This window comes from Streptomyces sp. NPDC001714, from assembly GCF_042892755.1.
GTDB lineage: Bacteria > Actinomycetota > Actinomycetes > Streptomycetales > Streptomycetaceae > Streptomyces.
Genome location: NZ_JBIAUL010000005.1, coordinates 59,713 through 79,098, shown reverse-complemented (window position 1 = coordinate 79,098; position 19,386 = coordinate 59,713). Strand labels below are relative to the sequence as shown.

At 71.6% G+C, this 19,386-nt stretch carries 14 protein-coding genes and 1 other RNA gene; 5 read left to right on the top strand and 10 right to left on the bottom strand.

Annotated elements, in window-relative coordinates:
* Positions 1-46: 46 nt before the first annotated feature.
* The 6 genes from ACFY0P_RS14600 to ftsE all read right to left on the bottom strand — a co-directional run bounded on the left by ACFY0P_RS14600 (position 47) and on the right by ftsE (position 4,868).
* The gene (locus ACFY0P_RS14600) at positions 47-790 is read right to left on the bottom strand and encodes a hypothetical protein (RefSeq protein ID WP_388911665.1); all 744 of its coding nucleotides are present in this window, start codon (positions 788-790) and stop codon (positions 47-49) included.
* A gap of 83 nt (positions 791-873) precedes the next feature.
* Positions 874-1,274, bottom strand: a transfer-messenger RNA (tmRNA) gene (gene ssrA / locus ACFY0P_RS14595).
* 93 nt (positions 1,275-1,367) lie between these two features.
* Entirely contained in the window at positions 1,368-1,910 is a 543-nt protein-coding gene (smpB, locus tag ACFY0P_RS14590) for an SsrA-binding protein SmpB (RefSeq protein WP_132890680.1), read from the bottom strand.
* A 77-nt stretch (positions 1,911-1,987) separates the two neighbouring features.
* Positions 1,988-3,157, bottom strand: coding sequence for a S41 family peptidase (locus tag ACFY0P_RS14585; RefSeq protein ID WP_388911662.1), 1,170 nt, complete (start codon positions 3,155-3,157; stop codon positions 1,988-1,990).
* A gap of 68 nt (positions 3,158-3,225) precedes the next feature.
* Positions 3,226-4,143, bottom strand: coding sequence for a permease-like cell division protein FtsX (gene ftsX / locus ACFY0P_RS14580; RefSeq protein ID WP_093502304.1), 918 nt, complete (start codon positions 4,141-4,143; stop codon positions 3,226-3,228).
* Positions 4,144-4,178: 35 nt separating this feature from the next.
* Positions 4,179-4,868, bottom strand: a complete 690-nt coding sequence (ftsE, locus tag ACFY0P_RS14575; RefSeq protein ID WP_093502302.1) for a cell division ATP-binding protein FtsE — start codon at positions 4,866-4,868, stop codon at positions 4,179-4,181.
* A gap of 257 nt (positions 4,869-5,125) precedes the next feature.
* Between ftsE and ACFY0P_RS14570 the strand changes: the two genes are divergently transcribed.
* Positions 5,126-5,320 carry a hypothetical protein gene (locus ACFY0P_RS14570; RefSeq protein WP_089106595.1) on the top strand — a complete coding sequence of 65 codons (195 nt, stop codon included), beginning with the start codon at positions 5,126-5,128 and terminating at the stop codon, positions 5,318-5,320.
* Between the two features lie 114 nt (positions 5,321-5,434).
* Here the strand turns inward: ACFY0P_RS14570 and ACFY0P_RS14565 are convergent, their stop codons facing one another.
* The 4 genes from ACFY0P_RS14565 to ACFY0P_RS14550 form a co-directional block, all read right to left on the bottom strand.
* Positions 5,435-6,280 (bottom strand): hypothetical protein, encoded by an 846-nt coding sequence (locus tag ACFY0P_RS14565; protein ID WP_388911657.1) that lies wholly within the window; start codon positions 6,278-6,280, stop codon positions 5,435-5,437.
* 303 nt (positions 6,281-6,583) lie between these two features.
* Positions 6,584-7,690 (bottom strand): peptide chain release factor 2, encoded by a 1,107-nt coding sequence (gene prfB / locus ACFY0P_RS14560; protein ID WP_388911655.1) that lies wholly within the window; start codon positions 7,688-7,690, stop codon positions 6,584-6,586.
* Between the two features lie 447 nt (positions 7,691-8,137).
* Positions 8,138-9,373 carry a serine/threonine-protein kinase gene (locus tag ACFY0P_RS14555; RefSeq protein ID WP_388911652.1) on the bottom strand — a complete coding sequence of 412 codons (1,236 nt, stop codon included), beginning with the start codon at positions 9,371-9,373 and terminating at the stop codon, positions 8,138-8,140.
* Positions 9,374-9,484: 111 nt separating this feature from the next.
* Entirely contained in the window at positions 9,485-11,212 is a 1,728-nt protein-coding gene (locus tag ACFY0P_RS14550) for a serine/threonine-protein kinase (protein WP_388911649.1), read from the bottom strand.
* A gap of 416 nt (positions 11,213-11,628) precedes the next feature.
* On the opposite strand from ACFY0P_RS14550, the gene ACFY0P_RS14545 reads away from it, so the two are divergent.
* The 4 genes from ACFY0P_RS14545 (at position 11,629) to ACFY0P_RS14530 (ending at position 19,264) form a co-directional block, all read left to right on the top strand.
* Positions 11,629-15,456, top strand: a complete 3,828-nt coding sequence (locus ACFY0P_RS14545) for an FHA domain-containing protein (protein WP_388911646.1) — start codon at positions 11,629-11,631, stop codon at positions 15,454-15,456.
* Positions 15,457-15,712: 256 nt separating this feature from the next.
* Positions 15,713-17,089, top strand: a complete 1,377-nt coding sequence (locus tag ACFY0P_RS14540) for an ABC transporter substrate-binding protein (RefSeq protein ID WP_388911644.1) — start codon at positions 15,713-15,715, stop codon at positions 17,087-17,089.
* Between the two features lie 7 nt (positions 17,090-17,096).
* Positions 17,097-18,428, top strand: a complete 1,332-nt coding sequence (locus tag ACFY0P_RS14535) for a carbohydrate ABC transporter permease (protein WP_388911641.1) — start codon at positions 17,097-17,099, stop codon at positions 18,426-18,428.
* Entirely contained in the window at positions 18,425-19,264 is an 840-nt protein-coding gene (locus ACFY0P_RS14530; RefSeq protein WP_388911638.1) for a carbohydrate ABC transporter permease, read from the top strand. Before ACFY0P_RS14535 ends, ACFY0P_RS14530 begins: the two co-directional genes overlap by 4 nt.
* Positions 19,265-19,386: the final 122 nt, after the last annotated feature.

Here is a 19,386-nt window from a genome sequence, read left to right as displayed (position 1 = left end):
GTCGCCCCGGGGCTGAACGCCGTCCGGGCAAAACCGGCTCCGGCGGCTACACCTGCCGGTCCCCTTGCCAGGTGACCGACGTCATCGTGGTCAGGCCGCCGTTCGCCACGCCCTTGTAGGTCACCCTCCGGGCGGGGCCGGACTCGTGGGCGACCCGTTTCGCCAGTTCCGCGCCCTCGTGGAACAGCCGCTGCCACTCGTCCTCGTGCTTGGCCTCGTCCCGGTCCCGCAGATACAGGTTCAGGGTGGTGTCGATGGACTTCGCCCAGGTGTACAGATCGGAGACGAGGTCGTCGGACACGGTCAGTCCGGCGGCCGGGTCGTCGGGGAAGAAGTCCCCGAAGCCGTCGGAGCGCAGCGGACCGTACCGGTACTCGCCCTCGACCGTGAGGTCGAGCGGATGCGGCGGGGTGCCGTGTTCGTCGCGCTCCCAGTGCAGGCGGTCGCAGCCCCAGCACAGCCACTTCGCCGTCCGGTGCCGCTCGTCCCAGTAGCGCACCGACCACGCCGGCCCCAGCCGCTCGGCCAGACGATGAGCGATCTCCAGCCCCCGCTTGACGTGCTTGCGCAGGTCGGGGCGGGAGCCGAAGCCCTCTGGCGGGCGGGACAGCGACCAGGAGCGCAGCTCGTCCGCCAGGTCAGCCGGGAGGGCCGGCCGGTCGTCGTCCAGCGGGACGGCGCGAGTGAAGGCGCCGAGGTCGTCGCAGGCCGCCGGATCCTCCGGCTCGTACAGCGGAGACGGCTCGCCCCGCGCCCGCACGAGCAGGCTCCGCGGTTCTCCGGACGTCATGCGATGCTCACTCCGATCACGTATCCCGCAGACACGACGAGGGCCCGGTGGTCTGCGACCACCGGGCCCTCGCAACATGGAGACTGTGGAGATGGCGGGAATCGAACCCGCGTCCAACGGTGCGGAACCAGGGCTTCTCCGTGTGCAGTTCGCTGTGCTTTTCTCGGCCCCGGCAATCACGCGAACAAGTCGCCGACGGGCCCAGTCACTGTTAGATTTCCCTCTTCACCCCGTGACCGGGATCAAGGTTTAGTCCCCTAGCTGATGCCAGGATCCGGGTCGGGAACAGCCCCGGGCTGACACTCCCTTTGTAGGAGGCTCGCTGTCGCTACCTGAGATCAGGCAGCGAGGGCGAAGGCCTGCTGGGAGGAATCGCGCTTGGAAGTGGCGATTATTTTTTTCGGCCTGTGGTTTACGAGATCATGGCCGCTTTCTCGACACGCTTCCCCTGCCTCGACATCCGCTGTCGAAACCGATCATCCCCATGTTGACTTTTCAATCTTCACACCGGCTTCCCCCGGTGTTGGTGCCATCGTACGTGACCAACGCGCGCCGATGCCACTACATTCCCGCAGCCCTAGGCCTCGCGCTGCCGCCGCTTCGCCGCCGCGATGGCGCGCCCGGCCTCCCGGCGGTCCTGCTGCTCGCGCAGGGTCTGCCGCTTGTCGTACTCCTTCTTGCCGCGGGCGAGCGCGATCTCCGCCTTCGCGCGGCCGTCCTTGAAGTACAGGGCGAGGGGCACGATCGTGTGACCGGTCTCCTGGGCCTTGACCTCCAGCTTGTCGATCTCCTCCCGGTGCAGCAGCAGCTTGCGCTTGCGGCGCACCGAGTGGTTCGTCCAGGTGCCCTGGCTGTACTCGGGGATGTGCGCGTTGTGCAGCCACGCCTCGTTCCCGTCGATCTGCACGAAGCCGTCGACCAGCGAGGCCCGGCCCTGACGCAGCGACTTCACCTCGGTGCCGGACAGGACGAGACCGGCCTCGTAGGTGTCGATGATCGCGTAGTCGTGCCGCGCCTTCTTGTTCTGCGCGACGATCTTGCGCTTGCCGCCCTTCTCGCCGTCCCTGGCTTTGGCGGCCGTCCCCTGCTGCTTCTGCTGGGACTCTTTCGGTACGTACATTCCCTTGGCCATAGTGCCGTCCATTTTCGCACTACGGAGGGGGTGCGGGGGAAGCGGATTAGCAGGGGTTCCGCGGGTTACGACGGATCGCCGAGGCCGCTCAGCACGGTTTCCGCCCGCTCCAGCGCCCCGGAGGACACCTCCAGGTCGGGAGTGATGCCCCGGCCGTCCACGACGTGACCGGAGGGGGTGCGGTAGTGGCCGACGGTGAGCTCGGCGACCGAGCCGTCGGGGAGGCGGGTCGGCATCTGGATGGAGCCCTTGCCGAAGGTGCGGGAGCCGAGGACGACCGCACGGCCGCGGTCCTGGAGGGCGCCGGTGAGCATCTCGGCCGCGCTCATCGTGCCGCCGTCCACGAGCGCGACCAGGGGTCTCGCCGTGTCGCCGCCGGGCTCGGCGTGCAGCGAGCGCTCGGCGCCGTCGACGTCGTAGGTGGCGACCAGGCCGCCGTCGAGGAAGGCGGAGGCGGCGGTGACGGCCTCGCTGACCAGGCCGCCGGAGTTGCCGCGCAGGTCGAGGACGATCCCGCCGTCGGCCGGGGCCTGCCGGACGGCGGTGCGCACCAGCTCCCCGGAGCCCCTGGTGAAGGCGGAGATCCTGATGACGGTGATACCGGCGGTCAGCCTCCGCACGGTCACCGAGTCGGTGGACAGCAGCGCCCGGCGCAGGGTCTCGCTCCACGCGCGCGTGCCACGCTGGAGGGCGAGGGTGACGGTCGTACCGGCGGGGGCGTCGGTGGCGTCACCGCGCAGTAACGAGACGACGTCGGTGACGGGCCGCCCGTCGACGTCCTCGCCGTCGATGCTGCGCAGCCGGTCGCCCTTCCTGATGCCGGCGGCCGCCGCGGGCGACCCGGCCTGCACCTTGGTCACGTCGATCCGGCCGTCCGCCGTCCGCCGGGCCCACAGCCCCACGCCCGTGTACTGGCCGTCCAGCGCTTCCTCGAACTCCTGGTACTCGCCCTCGGAGTAGACCGCGGCCCACCGGTCCCCGCTGCGGCTGACGGCCCGTTCCGCCGCCTCCACGGGGGACTTGCCGTCGGCCATCGCCTCGGCGGCGGCCTTCGCGACGTCCTCGTGCCCGGTGTTCGCACGGGCGGCCCCGGTGGGCGTCTTCCGGTCGGACTGCCCCGGGTCGGGAAACGCCCCGGTGGCCGCCCCGGTCACCAACAGCCCTGCGAACACCAACGTCAGAGCCGCCCCCCGGCGAACCCGGCGGGGCTGACAGAACAGCTCTCGGCCTGACATGCGGGTGAGTCTAGGACAAGGCAAGAGGGCCGCACGGGCTGTTGCCCGTACGGCCCTCTTGGCATGCGTCACACCTTCAGGTACTTGCGCAGCGCGAAGAACGCGGCAAGCGCGGGCATCAGGAGGCTCGTTGCGAGGATGAGGGGGAGCTTGGTCAACACGGCGTCCCAGCCGATGAAGTTGATCAAGTTGAGCTTGTGGGACAGGTCCAGGCCGTGGTCGATGATGAAGTACCGGGCGATCACCAGGAATCCGCAGGCGACCGTGCCGCCGATCAGGCCGGCGACGGCGGCCTCCGCGATGAACGGGGCCTGGATGTAGAAGCCGGAGGCGCCGACCAGGCGCATGATGCCGGTCTCGCGCCGACGGCTGAACGCGGAGACGCGCACCGTGTTGACGATCAGCATCAGGGCGACCACCAGCATCAGGGCCATGACCATGCGGGCCGCCCAGTTCATGCCGTTGAGCAGGCCGAAGAGGTTGTCGAGGATGCCCTTCTGGTCCTGGACCGACTGGACCCCGTCACGGCCGTCGAAGGCCGTCGCGACGACCTGGTACTTCTCCGGGTCCTTGAGCTTGATCCGGTACGACTCCTGCATCTGGTCGGGCGTGAGGGAGTCGGCGAGCGGCGAGTCGCCGAACTGCTCCTTGTAGTGCTTGTACGCCTCGTCCTGGGACTCGTAGGTGACCTTCTCGACCACCGACATCTTGCCGAGGTCGGCCTGGATCTGCTTCTTCTGGTCCTCGGTCACGGCGCCCTTGGCGCAGTTGGGGTCGGACTCGGCGTCGCTCTTGTTGCAGAGGAAGATCGAGACGTTGACCTTGTCGTACCAGTAGCCCTTCATGGTGTTGACCTGGTCGCTCATCAGGAGCGAGCCACCGAAGAGCGCCAGGGACAGGGCGACCGAGACGACGACCGCAAAGGTCATCGTCAGATTGCGGCGGAGACCGACTCCGATCTCCGACAGTACGAACGAGGCGCGCATGGCGTCGGGTTATGCCTTTCCGTGGACAGTCGCGGTCAGTGCTGGTAGCCGTAGACGCCTCGGGTCTGGTCCCGGACGAGGCGGCCCTTCTCCAGCTCGATGACGCGCTTGCGCATCTGGTCCACGATGTTCTGGTCGTGGGTGGCCATGATCACGGTGGTGCCGGTGCGGTTGATGCGGTCCAGCAGCTTCATGATGCCGACCGAGGTCTGCGGGTCGAGGTTGCCTGTGGGCTCGTCCGCGATCAGCAGCTTGGGCCGGTTCACGAAGGCGCGCGCGATGGCCACGCGCTGCTGTTCACCACCGGACAGCTCGCCGGGCCTGCGGTCCTCCTTGCCGCCGAGCCCGACGAGGTCGAGCACCTGGGGCACGGACTTGCGGATCTCGCCCTTCGACTTGCCGATGACCTCCTGGGCGAAGGCCACGTTCTCGGCGACCGTCTTGTTGGGCAGCAGCCGGAAGTCCTGGAAGACCGTCCCGAGCTGGCGGCGCATCTGCGGCACCTTCCAGTTGGACAGCCGGGCGAGGTCCTTGCCGAGGACGTGCACCTGGCCGTGGCTGCATCGCTCCTCGCGCAGGATCAGCCGCAGGAAGGTGGACTTTCCGGAGCCGGAGGACCCCACGAGGAAGACGAACTCGCCCTTCTCCACTTCCAGGGACACATCCCTGAGTGCGGGGTGGGTCTGCTTGGGGTAGACCTTGGAGACATTGTCGAATCGGATCACGGATGCACCACGGGTCGCCGGGGGTAGATGAGCGTGACCATACGCGAGTCGGGTGAGGAAGCGCAGGCGCCGGTCACTGTTGGGTGAGGCTTGTGCGGTTTTGTTCCGGGGCAGTCTCTCCGGAACGCCCAGGAGTGCCGGGGCGAGGTCCGCGGACGGCCGCGCTCTTTCCGGGGGAACCTGGCACAGTGGGAGGGGAACGTTCTCGTTCCACGGGGCGTTGTGTAGGTAATGGCCGGTGCAAGGAGGGCGAGCGCATGACGTACGACCGGTTGGTGTGCGCGAACTGCGCGGCGCCCGTGAGCGAAGGCCGGTGCCCCGTGTGCCGCGCCAACCGCGAGCGTCTTCAGCAGGAGAGTTTCCTCGGCGGTCTGAACCCGATGGCACTGATCGGGCTGCTGGCGGTGCTGATCGCCGCGGTGGCGCTGCTGGCGGCACACCAGACCGCGTAACGAAGCTCACACGCGAAGCCAGCTCACCCACGAGCGACCGAAGGGCCCTGAGCCGCTGCTCAGGGCCCTTCGTCCGTTGTAACGCGCCTACGCTCCGTGAGCGATCGGCTACCGTCAGGCGGCAGCGCCGCCGCGGCCGCCCACGAGGCGCGGCAGAACGCGGAAGCCGATACCGCCGGCGATCATCGTGGCCGCGCCGACGAGGAGGAACGCCGTCTGACCGGCACCCGTCTCGGCGAGCTGCTTGCCACCACCCTGGGCCTCGGTGTTCGAGGACCCGGTGTCGGTGAGCGCGGAGGTGCCGGCCTCCTGGGCGGAGGTGCCGGAGTTGCCGTCGGTGCCGGTGCCGCCGGAGGTCGAGCCGCCGGTGGACGAGCCGCCCGTGGCCGAACCGCCGCTGTCACCGCTGCCGCCGGTGGACGAACCACCCGTGGTCGAGCCACCGGTCGTCGAACCGCCGGTGTCGCCGCCACCGGTGGTCGAGCCACCCGTGGTCGAACCGCCGGTCGTCGAGCCGCCGGTGTCGCCGCCACCCGTGTCCGAACCGCCGGTGTCGCTGCCACCGGTCGTCGAACCCCCGGTGTCGCCGCCACCCGTGTCCGAACCACCCGTGTCGCTGCCACCGGTGTCCGTGCCACCCGTGTCCGTACCGCCGGTGTCGGTGCCACCGGTGTCCGTACCGCCGGTGTCCGTGCCACCCGTGTCGGTGCCACCGCTGTCCGTACCGCCGGTACCGCTGGTACCACCGTCGTCACAGGTCGGGTCCACGACGATGTCGCACGGCGCGCCCGTCCCGCCATCGTCATCGCCGGTGTCGACGGTCGCGCTGACACCGCTGCCGGTCACGCTCACGCCGATGTCCAGAGCGGAAGCGGCGCCGGCTGCCGTGAGAGAGGCGCCGGCTGCGATCACTGCGCCGGCGGCTATCCGCGCGACGCGGAGACGCGTCTTCTTCGTCATATGGTTGCTACCCCCAGTAGCTGATCGTCTGTGCGGCGGCGCTCGGGGCCGGTGCTCGACGGAGACAGCTACGAATGTTCAAGGCCCCCGGTTCACATGCGCCCCAGAGATACGCATGCCACACTTCACCCTTCCCATTTTCCAAGAGCACGTCAAGGCCGTTGCGTGCGCGATGTCCAGTTGCGCACCCAATGCCGGGAGTTGAAGCGTGTGAGTGTGACGTAAAACCCAGACATACGAGAACTGCCGCCACAGGGGCGGCAGTTCCAGGTCGGTCGACTCACCGTGGGCAAGTCGACAAAGTTACTTCTCCTGCTGCTTGCGCCAGCGAATTCCGGCCTCCAGGAAGCCGTCGATCTCGCCATTGAACACGGCCTCGGGGTTGCCCACCTCGTAATCGGTCCGCAGGTCCTTGACCATCTGGTACGGGTGCAGCACGTACGACCGCATCTGGTTGCCCCAGGAGTTGCCGCCGTCGCCCTTGAGGGCGTCCATCTTGGCCTGCTCCTCCTGGCGGCGCCGCTCGAGGAGCTTGGCCTGGAGGACGTTCATCGCGGTGGCCTTGTTCTGGATCTGCGACCGCTCGTTCTGGCAGGAGACGACGATTCCGGTGGGGAGGTGCGTGATGCGCACGGCGGAGTCGGTGGTGTTGACGCCCTGGCCGCCGGGCCCGGAGGACCGGTACACATCGATCCTGAGCTCGCTCTCGTCGATCTCGACGTGGTCGGACTGCTCGACCACGGGGAGTACCTCGACACCGGCGAAGGAGGTCTGGCGGCGGCCCTGGTTGTCGTACGGCGAGATGCGCACGAGGCGGTGCGTGCCCTGCTCCACGGAGAGGGTCCCGTAGGCGTACGGCACCTGCACGGCGAAGGTGGTCGACTTGATGCCGGCCTCTTCGGCGTACGACGTCTCGATGAGCTCGGTCTTGTAGCCGTGCTGCTCGGCCCAGCGCAGGTACATGCGCTGCAGCTTCTCGGCGAAGTCGGCGGCGTCGACGCCACCGGCCTCGGCGCGGATGTTCACCAGCGCTTCCCGGGAGTCGTACTCCCCGCTGAGCAGCGTCCGGACCTCCATCTCGTCCAGCGCCTTCTTGACGGCGGCGAGCTCGGACTCGGCCTCGGCGCGGGTGTCCGGGTCGTCCTCCTCGTCGGCCATCTCGAAGAGCACGGAGAGATCGTCGATCCGTCCGCGCAGCGCCTCCGCCTTCCTGACCTCGGCCTGGAGGTGGCTCAGCTTGCTGGTGATCTTCTGCGCCTCGTCCGGGTTGTCCCACAGGGACGGCGCGGCCGCCTGCTCCTCGAGCACGGCGATGTCTGCCCTCAGCTTGTCGAGGTCCAGAACGGCCTCGATCGACTCCATGGTCGAGGAGAGGGACTTGAGCTCTTCGGATACATCGACGACTGCCACGCCTCCAGCGTAACGGCTCCGCCAACCGAGGATGGCCGACGGGCGTCCCCGCCCACTCAGGTCCCGGTCGGGTCCGGGCCTCGGCCGGGGTCCGTGACGGTCCCCCTTCACCCCACCGGAGCCGGGCGGGCGTCCGCTGCTCTTCGGGGTCCGGGGCGAAGCCCCGTGGCGGTGGCCCTGTCGGCTACCGAGCCGGGTGGGCGTCCGCTCCCCTCCGGGGTCCGGGGCGGAGCCCCGCGGCGGTGGTCCTGTGGGCCCCCGAGCCGGGCGGGCGTCAGCTCCCCTCCGGGGTCCGGGGCGGAGCCCCGTGGCGGTGGCCCTGTCGGCTACCGAGCCGGGTGGGCGTCCGCTGCTCTTCGGGGTCCGGGGCGGAGCCCCGCGGCGGTGGTCCTGTGGGCTACCGAGTCGGGTGGGTGGGTGGGAAAAGTCGGCGGAGCCACCGGCAGGTCACGGCGTCGACGAGCTGTGCGTCTCCTGCGGCGGAGCCGAGTCGTCACCCGACGTCGCCAGCCACGCGCCGACGCCCACCACCGCGGCCACCACCACCCCCGCCACCGCGAACGTCACCTTGCGTCGCCGCGCCGCCACCCGGTGCCGTGCCGACCCCGGCCGCGGCGCCCCCGACGCCCTCGGTGCCCGCGCCGTGCCCCGGGCGCCGCCCGCCAGCTCGTCGGGCCCCGGCACCCTCATCGACGTGTGCGTGTCCCGGTTGGAGTCCGGCTTCGCGCCCGGCACCAGGGAGACGGCCCCCCGGCGCCGCATCCGCTGCTCCTCCGTGGGCGGAGCGGCGGCGGCCGCCGACTCCTCGGCCTCCTCCTCCGTCTCCGTCTCCGGCTCGTCGACGTCCAGCGGCGGCATCCCCGCCAACATCGGCAGCTGCTCCCGCAGCCGCGCGGCCAGCTCGGACGCCCGCAGCCGGGAGGCCGGCGCCTTCGCCAGGCACTGGACGAGCAGCTGCCAGAGCTCCTCGGGGATGCCGGGGAGCGGGACGACGGTCTCGGTGACGTGGCGGCGCAGGACCGCTCCGGGGTGGCCGCCGCCGAAGGGCGTGAAGCCCGCGAGGAGCTCGTACAGGACCGTCGCGAGCGCGTAGATGTCCACCGACGCGCGGGGCGGCAGGCCCTCGACGATCTCCGGGGCCAGGTAGTCCGGCGTACCGATGATCTTCGTGGCGCGGGTCCGCTTCGGGGAGTCGATGAGCTTCGCGACGCCGAAGTCGGTCAGCAGCGCCGGGTGGGAGCCCCCGGGCCCCAGCGGACCCTGCATGTCGAGGAGGATGTTCTCCGGCTTCACGTCCCGGTGGACGACCCCCGCCGCGTGCGCCGCCGCCAGCCCGTCCGCGACGTCCGCGACGATGGCGACGGCCGCCTCGGGCGCGAGCCGCCGCTCCCGGTCCAGGCGGGTGCGCAGGTCCGTGCCCCGGACCAGGTCCATGACGAGGGCGAGGTCGTTGCCGTCGACGACCAGGTCACGGACGGACACCACGTGCGGGTGCTCGAGGCCCAGCAGGGCCGTGCGCTCCTGCACGAAGCGGCCCACCAGCTCTTCGTCGGACGCGAGATCCTCACGCAGCAGCTTGATGGCGACGGGCCCCTCCGGCCCCTCGCCCAGCCACACCGTGCCGGCGCTGCCCCGCCCCAGGATCTGGTGGGCGGTGTACCGGCTGCCGATCTTCCGTGCCAAGGCTGCTCCTACAGACGCGTGTTGCCGACAAAAGTACGCGTCCGACGAGCCAACCTTCACCACGGAGGCGGAAATCACCCGCCAGGTGTCGACAAATCCCCAGAGTCGCGGTCAGTTTCCGGAGCCGTTGCCCAGATCGCCGATGAAATTGCTGACCGAGCTCACCCAGTCGCTCAGCTGGTGCCAGTAGCCCTTGCCCTGCCCGACCCACGTGTGCACCGGGGTCAGATCCCAGATCAGCCAGCCCGCGACGAACAGGATGACGACCAGGAACAGGCAGCCCTTGAGGCAGCCGAGCCCGGGGATCCGCATCGGGTTGGCGCTGCGCTGCCGCGGCTCGCGCGGGGCGCGCTGCTGCGGCTCGGCGGGGGGCGCGTAGCGCTGCTGGGGCTGCTGCGGCGGCGGAGCGTACTGCTGCGGCCGGCCGCCGCCGTACCCGGCAGGCTGCTGCTGCCCGTAGCCGGCGGGCTGCTGCTGGCCGTACCCGCCCTGTCCGCCGCGCGGCTGCGGCCGGCGTACCGGCTGCTGCTGCGGGGCCTGGCGCGGCTGCTGCTGGGGCTGCGGCCGGGCCACCTGGCGCTGGGGGCGGCGGCGCAGCGGGTCCTCGCCCGGGTCGAGGTACTGGACCTGGGTCTGCTCGTTGCGGTCGCGGGCCGCGCGGAGCTGGGTCTGCCAGGGGTGCGGCTGTTCCGGCTGCTGCTGGCCGGGCTGGCCCGGCTGCCCCTGGGGCATCGGCGGCATGACGGCCGTCGGGTCGGCGGCGCCGGTGTTCGGCAGCACGGCGGTCGGGTCGGCGGCGCCGAACGGCCCCGGCTGGCCGGAGTGCGGGAGGACGCTGGTCGCGGCGTTCGGGTCGTACGCCCCCATCGGCGCACCCGTGTTCGGGAGCACCTGGGTCGGGTCGGCCGAGCCCGGCACGGCGGCCGGGGCCGGGTCGGGGGCGAGCAGCGCGCCGACGCCCTCGGCCGCCGCGATCTGCGCGGAGTTCGCGTGCACGCCGACGCCCTCGGCGACGACCCGCAGGCCGCGCGCGAGGTTCTCGGCGCTGGGGCGGTCGTCGGGGTTCTTGCGCAGGCAGCGTTCTATGACCGTCCACAGCGGGTCGGGGACGGTGGAGGGGCGGCGGGGCTCGGCGCTGAGGTGCTGGTGGAGGACTTCCAGGGCGCTGCCGCCGGAGAACGGCGGGCGGCCGGTGACCAGCTCGTACAGCAGGATGCCGGCACCGTAGATGTCGACGGCGGAGGTCTGCGGGCGGCCCTCGGCGGACTCCGGCGCTATGTACGCGGGCGTGCCGACGAACTCGTGGGTGCGGGTCAGGCCCGGGGAGTCGGCGAGGCGGGCGATGCCGAAGTCGGTCAGCATCGGGTGCATCTGGCCGTTGTACTGCGCGAGCAGCACGTTGGCGGGCTTCAGGTCGCGGTGGACCACGCCGTCGGCGTGGCTGGCGGCGAGCGCGTCGGCGACCTGGGCGGTGAGCAGGGCGGCGGCGACGGGCGTGAAGGGGCCGTTCTCGCGCAGGTAGCGGTGCAGGTCGGGGCCGTCGACGAGGTCCATGACGAGAGCGAGGAGATCGCCCTCCACCACGAGGTCCCGGACCCGCACGATGTTCGGGTGGGTGAGCCGGAGCAGGACGGAGCGCTCCCGCAGGAAGCGCATCACGATGTCGGGGTCGTTCGCGAGCTCTTCTTTGAGGACCTTGATCGCGACGGTCTCGCCGGGCTGGCCGGCCACGGCTGCCTCGGCGCCCGCGGTCTCCCGCTGGCGGGCACGCCAGACGGTACCGGTGGCGCCGCGTCCCAGCGGCTCCTCCAGGAGGTACTTGCTGCCTACCGGCCGCACGTCATGCGCTCCCTGCTGCTTGCTGAATGTCTCCGACCCATGTGTCCGACCCACTGTAGTGCCGTGGTGCCTGGGACCGGGCTGTCGTCCGGCTGTGCTTTCCCCTTCCCAGTAGGGGCCGTAAGCGTTCCCGACGTATCCCCATACGTTGCCGTTCCGGCCTGCGTTCGATGGAAAGACGCTCGCTTCGGTCCGCTGGTTGCCGGGCGCGGACGTGACCGATCTCAAGTGATCGCGCGCACGGTATTGGTCAGGCACTTTTGGGGGCAGAGCTGACCAATCAAGATCACTTACCATCGGGGCATGGGCGCGTTGTCAGTGGCAGGTGCGAGGATGCGTTTGACAGCAGAACTGGCCGACGTGCTCGTGGCGGTGGGGGGAATTCCGCGCCCGCGCAGAAGGGACCGCTGACGGCGATGCAGATCCGGCTGACCGTCGTAGACCCGCTGGGCCCTGCCGCGCAGCGGGGCCGGGCCGTGAGCCGCGACGTGCTGGTGACGGCGCCCGCGGGGACGGACCTGGCCGCGGTGGCGTCGGGGCTGGCCTCGGCGGTCACCGGGGACGGCAGCCTGGGCGGCCGTGAGCCGAGCGGCGCCCCGGTCGTGCTGTACGCGGGGACGGAGCGGCTGGACGCCCGCCGCCGCGTCCTGGGCGAGCCCCCGCTGGTCGACGGCGCCGTGCTGTCCCTGGGCGCGCCCGTGGCCCCCGAGCCGCACCCCGAGCTGGACGACGCCCCGACCCAGCTGCACGTGATCGCCGGCCCGGACGCGGGCGGGGTCCACCTCCTGCACGGCGGCCAGATCACCATCGGCCGCTCCGCCGACGCCGACGTCCCGCTCGACGACCCGGACGTCTCCCGGCTGCACTGCGCGGTCACGGTCGCCGCCGACGGCCGGGTCTCGGTCGCCGACCTGCACTCCACCAACGGAACGGTCATGGACGGCACCCGCGTCACCGACCGCCCGATCCGCCTCACCCCGGGCTCGCTCCTGCGCATCGGGGAATCGGCCCTGCGGCTTACGCCGTCCGGGGGGCCGGGGGCTCGGGTGGGCACGACACCCGACGGAGAGGGGTGCGTGCGGGTGCTGACGGGCGGCGAGGGGACCGACGGCGAAGGTTCCGCCGCCGGGGGCGGTACGGCCGGGCCAGCCGGCCGTACCCATCACGCCTACGGCACGGCGGGCTGGGGAGCCGCGGGCGGCGCGGCCGGGGGTCAGGAGCACGGCCCTGCGGAGCCACCGGTCGTACCGGCCCAGGGGGACGCACCGCGGATCGAGAGCCGGGGCGGGCTGCCGGCGGCCGGCCGTGGAGACGGGCAGTCGTGGACCGGGCGGGCGGGCGGACCACCGGCCGGGGACGGCGGGCAGCCGGGCGGGTTCCCGTCGGCCGCCGGGCCGAAGGCCGGGCCGCCGTCGGCCGAGCGCCGGTACGACGGTGACCGGCACGGGCATCCGTCGACCGGGAATCGCGGCACGGGCACCCTGCCGGGCCCGCGCGGCGCGTCCGGCACGGCGCACGGCTCGGGCGCCGCATACGGTCCCGTCCCCTCCCAGGAATCCGAAGCCGCATACGGCCCCGGTGGGCACCACGGTTCAGGAGCCGCACTCGGCCCCGACGCGCCACAGGGCCCCGGCACCGCACCCGGCTCGGCCGTGCAGCACGGTTCGGGCGACACGCATGCCGGCCGTTACGGAGTGCTCGGCGAGCGCCCGGCCCCCTCCGGAAGTGCCGGAGGCGTCGGAAGCGGCCGGAGTTCAGCAGCCGCGGGAGGCACCGCCACCCACCCCGCGGCCCCCGAACCCGCCGACGGCGGTGCCCTCGCCCACGACCCCGCCGACACCCCCGCCCCCTCCGGCAGGCGCAAGGGCACCCCCCTCCGCGGTACCGAAGCCCCCGCCCTGCCCGGCGCCCGCAGGCGCGGCGGGCTCGGAGCCTGGGCGCGCCGGCTGGCCGGCGGGCGCGGTGAACACCCGTCGGCCACCGCCGAGGAGACCGCGGCGGAGGACGGCAGCGCCGCGTCCGCCGGTCTGCCCGCCCAGCCGGAGACCTGGCCCGACCCCGCCGCCCTGCTGCTGACGGCGCTCGGCCCCGGTCCTCGCCTCTGGGAGCGCGGCCCGGGCCACCCGGAGGCGCTCACCGTCCGGCTCGGTACGGCGGACCGCCCGACGCCCGACGGCTCGGGCCTGCTCCCCGCCGTCCCGGTCACCGCGGATCTGCGCGAGGCCGGCGCCCTCGGCCTGGCCGGGCCGCGCACCCGCCTGGCCGGCCTCGCCCGCGCGGTCCTGGCCCAGCTCGCCGCTCTGCACTCGCCCGACCTGCTGGAGATAGTCCTGATCAGCGCGGACCGGGCCCGCCCCCTGGAGGAGCGCACGGCCGAGTGGTCGTGGCTGGGCTGGCTCCCGCACGTCCGCCCGGGGCACGGCCAGGACTGCCGCCTGCTGCTGGCCTACGACCGCGAACAGGCGGCGGCCCGCGTGGAGGAGCTGCTGCGGCGGACGGAGGAGCTGTCCGCCCCCCGCAGGCCGGCCACCCCGTCCGACCGCCCGGCGCCGGTTCCCGCCCCGGCCCGTACGGCGGCGGACGCCGCGTTCCCCGAGGCCGCCGACCGCCCCTCCTGGGCCCGCCCCGACCTCGGCTCCGACGACGACGGCAAGGGCGGCTTCCCGGGCCCGTACACGGTCGTCGTCGTGGACGGCGACCCCGGTGGCTCCGCGCTGCGCGACGCGGTGGCGCGGCTGACGGTGGCCGGGCCGCGTGCCGGAGTGCATGTCCTCTGCCTCGCGGAGACGGCCCCCACCTCGCCCACCTCCCCGGTCGACCAGACCTACGAGGAGGCGTGCGCGGTGACGCCGACGTTCCGGGAGTGCGGGGCGGTGGCCCTGCTCAGCGGCGACGTGGCGACGGCGCTGCACCTCCTGCGGGTCTCCGCCGGCGGCCGCACCGGCCACGCCGGGACCGCCGGCCCGATCGGCCCCGGCACCCTGGCCGCGGTGGACGCGGTCTCCCCCGCCTGGGCCGAGCGGTTCGCGAGGGCGCTGGCGCCGCTGCGCCCCGACGGCCCGGGCGCCGACCGGCACACCCGTGTCGCCGCCCCGCTCCCCCAGTCCGCCCGGCTGCTGGACGAGTTGGGGCTGGCGCGGGCCACTCCGGCCTCGCTGATGGCCCGTTGGGCGGACGCGGCCGACGACACCGAGTCGCTGGGCGGCCGGGCCCGGGCGGTGCTCGGCGCCGGACCGCGCGGCCCGCTCACCGCCGACCTGGTGGCCGAGGGACCGCATCTGCTGATCGAGGGCCCGCCCGGCAGCGGCCGTACGGAGCTGCTGCGGGCGGTGGTCGCCTCGCTGGCCGCCGCCGAGCGCCCCGACCGGCTCGGGATCGTCCTGATCGACGGCCGTGACGGCGTCGGCACGGGTGCCGGGCACGGCGAGGGCCTGCGGGTCTGCACGGACATACCGCATGTCACGACCCACCTGACCGCCAACGACCCCGTGCGGATGCGGGAGTTGGCGCAGTCGCTGAGCGCCGAGCTGAAGCGGCGGGCCGAGTTGCTGGGCCGCTCCGACTTCACCGACTGGCACGGCCGGCGGGAGATCTCCGGCCGTATCGTCCCGCAGCGCACCCGCCCCGCCGCCGCGGGCGCCGCCGACATAGAGGCCCCGCCGAGTTCGACGCTGCGGCTGCGGCCGGCGGCCGGTGCCGCGGCCCGCGGGCGCACGGAGACTCCGCCGCCCCCGCTCCCCCGTCTGGTGGTCGTGGTCGACGACCTGGACGCCCTGGTCTCCCCCGCGCTCGGTTCGCCCGGCCGCCCGGCCGCCGGTTCCGTGATGCGGGCGCTGGAGGCGGTGGCGAAGGAGGGCGAGCGGCTCGGCGTCCACCTGGTCGCGGCGGCCGGCACGGGCGGCCGTACGGCGGAGACGGAACCGGCCCGGCAGGCCACCCTGCGCATCACCCTGGACACACCGGCCGGCGGTCCCGACGAACCGGCGCCCGGCCGTGGCCGTCTGACCACTCCGGACGGCAGGACCACCGCATTCCAGACGGGCCGGGTCACGGGCCGCATTCCCCGCACGGCGACCCAGCGCCCCACCGTGGTCGCCCTCGAGTGGCACCGCATGGGGGACCCCCCGGCCCGCCGCCCGGTCCGCGAACTGGGCAACGGCCCGACCGACCTGGCCCTGCTGGCGAGCGCGGTGGAGAGGGCGGCGAAGGAGGTTTCGGCGGCGGAGGTTCCTTCGCTTTTGTGAGTGCGGGCACCCTTGTCTGCCCGTCTGGGGGTGCCTCCGCTGGGGGAGTTCGAGGACGAGGCCGTTCAGTCCGAAGCCGGGGTCTGGGGCGGCAGCCCCGGGGACGCCCGCACCGGCACCGGTCACCGATCACAACGCGATCACGATCCCCCGCCCTGACCTGTCGGCCTACTTGCCGCGTACGCGGCGCCCGCGTACACCGGAGCGCACGGGACAGAGTTCTGACGTTCAACGAGGAACGAAGAACGGGGAAGTGATGCGCGTCATGAGCAACACCATCCAGACCCACCGGGCCCTCGCCACGCTCGCCGCCCTGCTCGCGGGATGCCTCGCGCTCACCGCGTGCGGAAGCAACGACAAGAAATCCGACGGCGGAACCAGCACCGGCGCCACCGAGACCAGCACCCTCAGCCTCCCGAAGCTCGACGGCACCACCCTCGAAGTGGCCGCCGTCTGGACCGGGCAGGAGCAGAAGAACTTCAAGCAGGTGCTCGCCGAGTTCGAGAAGCGCACCGGTGCGAAGGTCACCTTCGTGCCCGCCCAGGACCCGATCATCAACTTCCTGGGATCGAAGATCGCGGGCGGTCAGCCGCCGGACATCGCGCTGCTGCCGCAGCCCGGCGCGATCAAGCAGGCCGTGCAGAAGGGCTGGGCGAAGCCGCTGAGCGCCGACACCGTCACGGAAGTGCAGAAGAACTACTCGCAGGGCTGGCAGGACATCGGCAAGGTCGGCGGGAAGCAGTACGGCGTCTACTACAAGGCCGCCAACAAGTCGCTGATCTGGTACAACGCGAAGGTCTTCGAGAACGCGGGCGCCAAGGAGCCCAAGACCTGGCAGGACCTGCTGACGACGGCTCAGGCGGTGTACGACTCGGGCGTCACCCCGTTCTCGGTCGGCGGCGCCGACGGCTGGACGCTGACCGACTGGTTCGAGAACGTCTACCTCTCCCAGGCGGGCCCGGAGAAGTACGACCAGCTCGCCCAGCACAAGATCAAGTGGACCGACCCGAGCGTCAAGCAGGCGCTGACGACGCTGGCCCAGATCTGGGGCAAGAAGGGGTACGTCGCGGGCAACGCGTCCGGTGCGCTGCAGACGGAGTTCCCGGCCTCGGTGACCCAGACCTTCACCGGCGGCGACCAGCCGAAGGCGGCCATGGTCTACGAGGGCGACTTCGTGCAGGTCAACATCGGGGAGACCAAGGCGAAGGTGGGCACGGACGCCAAGGTGTTCCCGTTCCCGGCGGTCGGTTCGACCGCGCCCGTGGTCTCCGGCGGTGACGCGGCGGTCGTCTTCAAGGACTCCAAGGGCGCCCAGGCGCTGGCGAAGTTCCTGGCCTCCCCGGACGCGGCGACGATCCAGGCGAAGCTCGGCGGCTATCTCTCGCCGAACAAGAGCGTGCCGAACTCGGCGTACCCGAACGAGGTGCAGCGCACGATCGCCAAGTCCCTGATCGCGTCCGGTGACGACTTCCGCTTCGACATGTCCGACCAGGCCCCGCAGGCGTTCGGCGGTACCCCCGGCAAGGGCGAGTGGAAGGACCTCCAGGACTTCCTGCAGAACCCGACGGACGTCGCGGGTACCCAGGCGAAGCTGGAGAAGGACGCGGCGGCCGCCTACGGCAGCGGAAGCTGATCCGGCGATGGCCGCACCCGCGACCACGGCCCCCGCTCCACCTGGCCACCGCAAGAGCGTGACCGGCACCCGCAGAACCGTGGCGGCTCTCTTTCTCCTGCCCGCCCTGGTCCTGCTCGGCGCGCTCGTGGTCTACCCGATCGGGTACTCGCTGATCCGCAGCTTCTACAACGCGAACGGCGACGGTTTCGCCGGCTTCGACAACTACAAGGCGATCTTCACGGACGACGGCATCCGTACCGCCCTGAAGAACAACGTCATCTGGGTGGTGTTCGCGCCGACGGTCTCCACCGCCCTCGGTCTGATCTTCGCGGTGCTGACCGAACGGGTGCGCTGGGGCACGGCGTTCAAGCTGGTCGTCTTCATGCCGATGGCGATCTCGATGCTCGCCGCCGGGATCATCTTCCGACTCGTCTACGACCAGGACCCGGACAAGGGCGTCGCCAACGCGGTCTGGGTCGGCATCCACGACACCTTCGCCCAGTCCTCCGCGTTCCCGAACGCCCATCCCGGCCGCGAGTCCCCCCTGAAACCGGACCAGGGCGGCTTCATCACCACGGCCACCGTGCACACCGGCCAGACCGTCACCCTCCCCCTCGTCGGCGTCGCCCCCGACCAGATGCCCGACGGCGCGAAGAAGGCCGTGGCGGCCAAGCCCGACCCGGGGAAGATCACCGGCACCACCTGGCAGGACTTCACCCGAGGCAAGGGCGTCGGCACCCTCGGCGCCCCCGACCCGTCCGAGCTCGGCTACGGCGGGATGCGGATCGAGGCGGTGAAGAACGGCAAGGTGGTGGCATCGACGAAGGCCGCGGCCGACGGCACCTTCACGCTCCCTGCCACAGCGGACGGCGCCCGGCTCAGGCTCCCCGCGAGCAACTTCAAACAGCCGTACAACGGCGTCGACTGGCTCGGCCCGTCCCTCGTCACCCCGGCCATCATCGGGTCGTACGTCTGGATGTGGGCGGGCTTCGCGATGGTGCTGATCGCGGCCGGACTGGCGGGTGTGCCCCGGGAGCTCCTGGAGGCGGCGCGGGTCGACGGGGCCAACGAGTGGCAGGTGTTCCGCAAGGTCACCATTCCGCTGCTCGCACCGGTCCTGGCGGTGGTCACCGTCACCCTGATGATCAACGTGCTGAAGGTCTTCGACCTCGTGTACATCATCGCGCCGGGCTCCTCGCAGGACGACGCGAACGTGCTCGCCCTGGAGCTGTACCGCAAGGGCTTCTCGGAGGGCCAGCCGGGCATCGCGAGCGCGATCGCGGTGTTCCTGCTGCTGCTCGTGATCCCGGTGATGTGGTTCAACGTGCGTCGGCTGCGGCGGGAGGAGCGGCGATGAGCTGGCTGCTGGAGAAGATCAACGGCGGTCTGGTGCGCGTCTTCCTGATCGTCGTCGCCCTGTTCTGGCTGGTGCCGACGATCGGGTTGCTCGCCTCCTCGCTCCGCTCGCCGGACGACATGAGCGCGAGTGGCTGGTGGCACGTGTTCAGCAAGCCGTCCCAGCTCACCTTCGACAGCTACCAGAAGCTGCTCGAGAACGGTGACATCACCAACTCCCTCTGGAACACGGTCCTGATCACCGTCCCGGCGACGATCCTGGTCGTGATCATCGGGGCGCTGGCCGGTTACGCGTTCGCGTGGATGGAGTTCCCGGGCCGGGACTGGTGGTTCCTGGTCGTGGTCAGTCTCCTGGTCGTGCCCGTCCAGGTGGCGCTGATCCCGATCGCCGAACTCTTCGGCAAGATCGGCCTGTTCGGGACGATCTTCGGGGTGATCCTCTTCCACGTCGGCTTCGGGCTGCCGTTCGCGGTGTTCCTGCTGCGGAACTTCTTCGCGGAGATCCCGCGTGAGCTGCTGGAGGCGGCCCGTCTCGACGGGGCCGGTGAACTGCGGCTGTTCACCAGGGTGGTGATGCCGCTCGGCGGCCCGGCGATCGCGAGCCTGGGCATCTTCCAGTTCCTGTGGGTGTGGAACGACATGCTGGTCGCGCTGGTGTTCACCAAGTCGGGCACCCAGCCGATCACGGTCGCGCTGCAGACCCAGGTACGCCAGTTCGGCAACAACGTGGACGTCCTCGCGCCCGGAGCCTTCATCTCGATGGTGATCCCGCTGGCCGTGTTCTTCGCGTTCCAGCGGCAGTTCGTGACGGGAGTGATGGCGGGCGCGGTCAAATAACCGCACAAATAACCACACAAAGGATGCCTGAAAGGGGCGAGTCGGCCATCGGCTCGCCCCTGCCCGTTCACGGAACGTAACCCACATGTCGTAGGGAACCGTAACCAAATCACTCCATTGGC

Coding starts and splice junctions, on each gene's coding strand:
- ACFY0P_RS14600 (WP_388911665.1), bottom strand. CDS start 790: ATGACGTCCGGAGAACCGCGGAGCCTGCTCGTGCGGGCGCGGGGCGAG.
- smpB (WP_132890680.1), bottom strand. CDS start 1,910: ATGTACGTACCGAAAGAGTCCCAGCAGAAGCAGCAGGGGACGGCCGCC.
- ACFY0P_RS14585 (WP_388911662.1), bottom strand. CDS start 3,157: ATGTCAGGCCGAGAGCTGTTCTGTCAGCCCCGCCGGGTTCGCCGGGGG.
- ftsX (WP_093502304.1), bottom strand. CDS start 4,143: ATGCGCGCCTCGTTCGTACTGTCGGAGATCGGAGTCGGTCTCCGCCGC.
- ACFY0P_RS14570 (WP_089106595.1), top strand. CDS start 5,126: ATGACGTACGACCGGTTGGTGTGCGCGAACTGCGCGGCGCCCGTGAGC.
- ACFY0P_RS14565 (WP_388911657.1), bottom strand. CDS start 6,280: ATGACGAAGAAGACGCGTCTCCGCGTCGCGCGGATAGCCGCCGGCGCA.
- ACFY0P_RS14545 (WP_388911646.1), top strand. CDS start 11,629: ATGCAGATCCGGCTGACCGTCGTAGACCCGCTGGGCCCTGCCGCGCAG.
- ACFY0P_RS14540 (WP_388911644.1), top strand. CDS start 15,713: ATGCGCGTCATGAGCAACACCATCCAGACCCACCGGGCCCTCGCCACG.
- ACFY0P_RS14535 (WP_388911641.1), top strand. CDS start 17,097: ATGGCCGCACCCGCGACCACGGCCCCCGCTCCACCTGGCCACCGCAAG.
- ACFY0P_RS14530 (WP_388911638.1), top strand. CDS start 18,425: ATGAGCTGGCTGCTGGAGAAGATCAACGGCGGTCTGGTGCGCGTCTTC.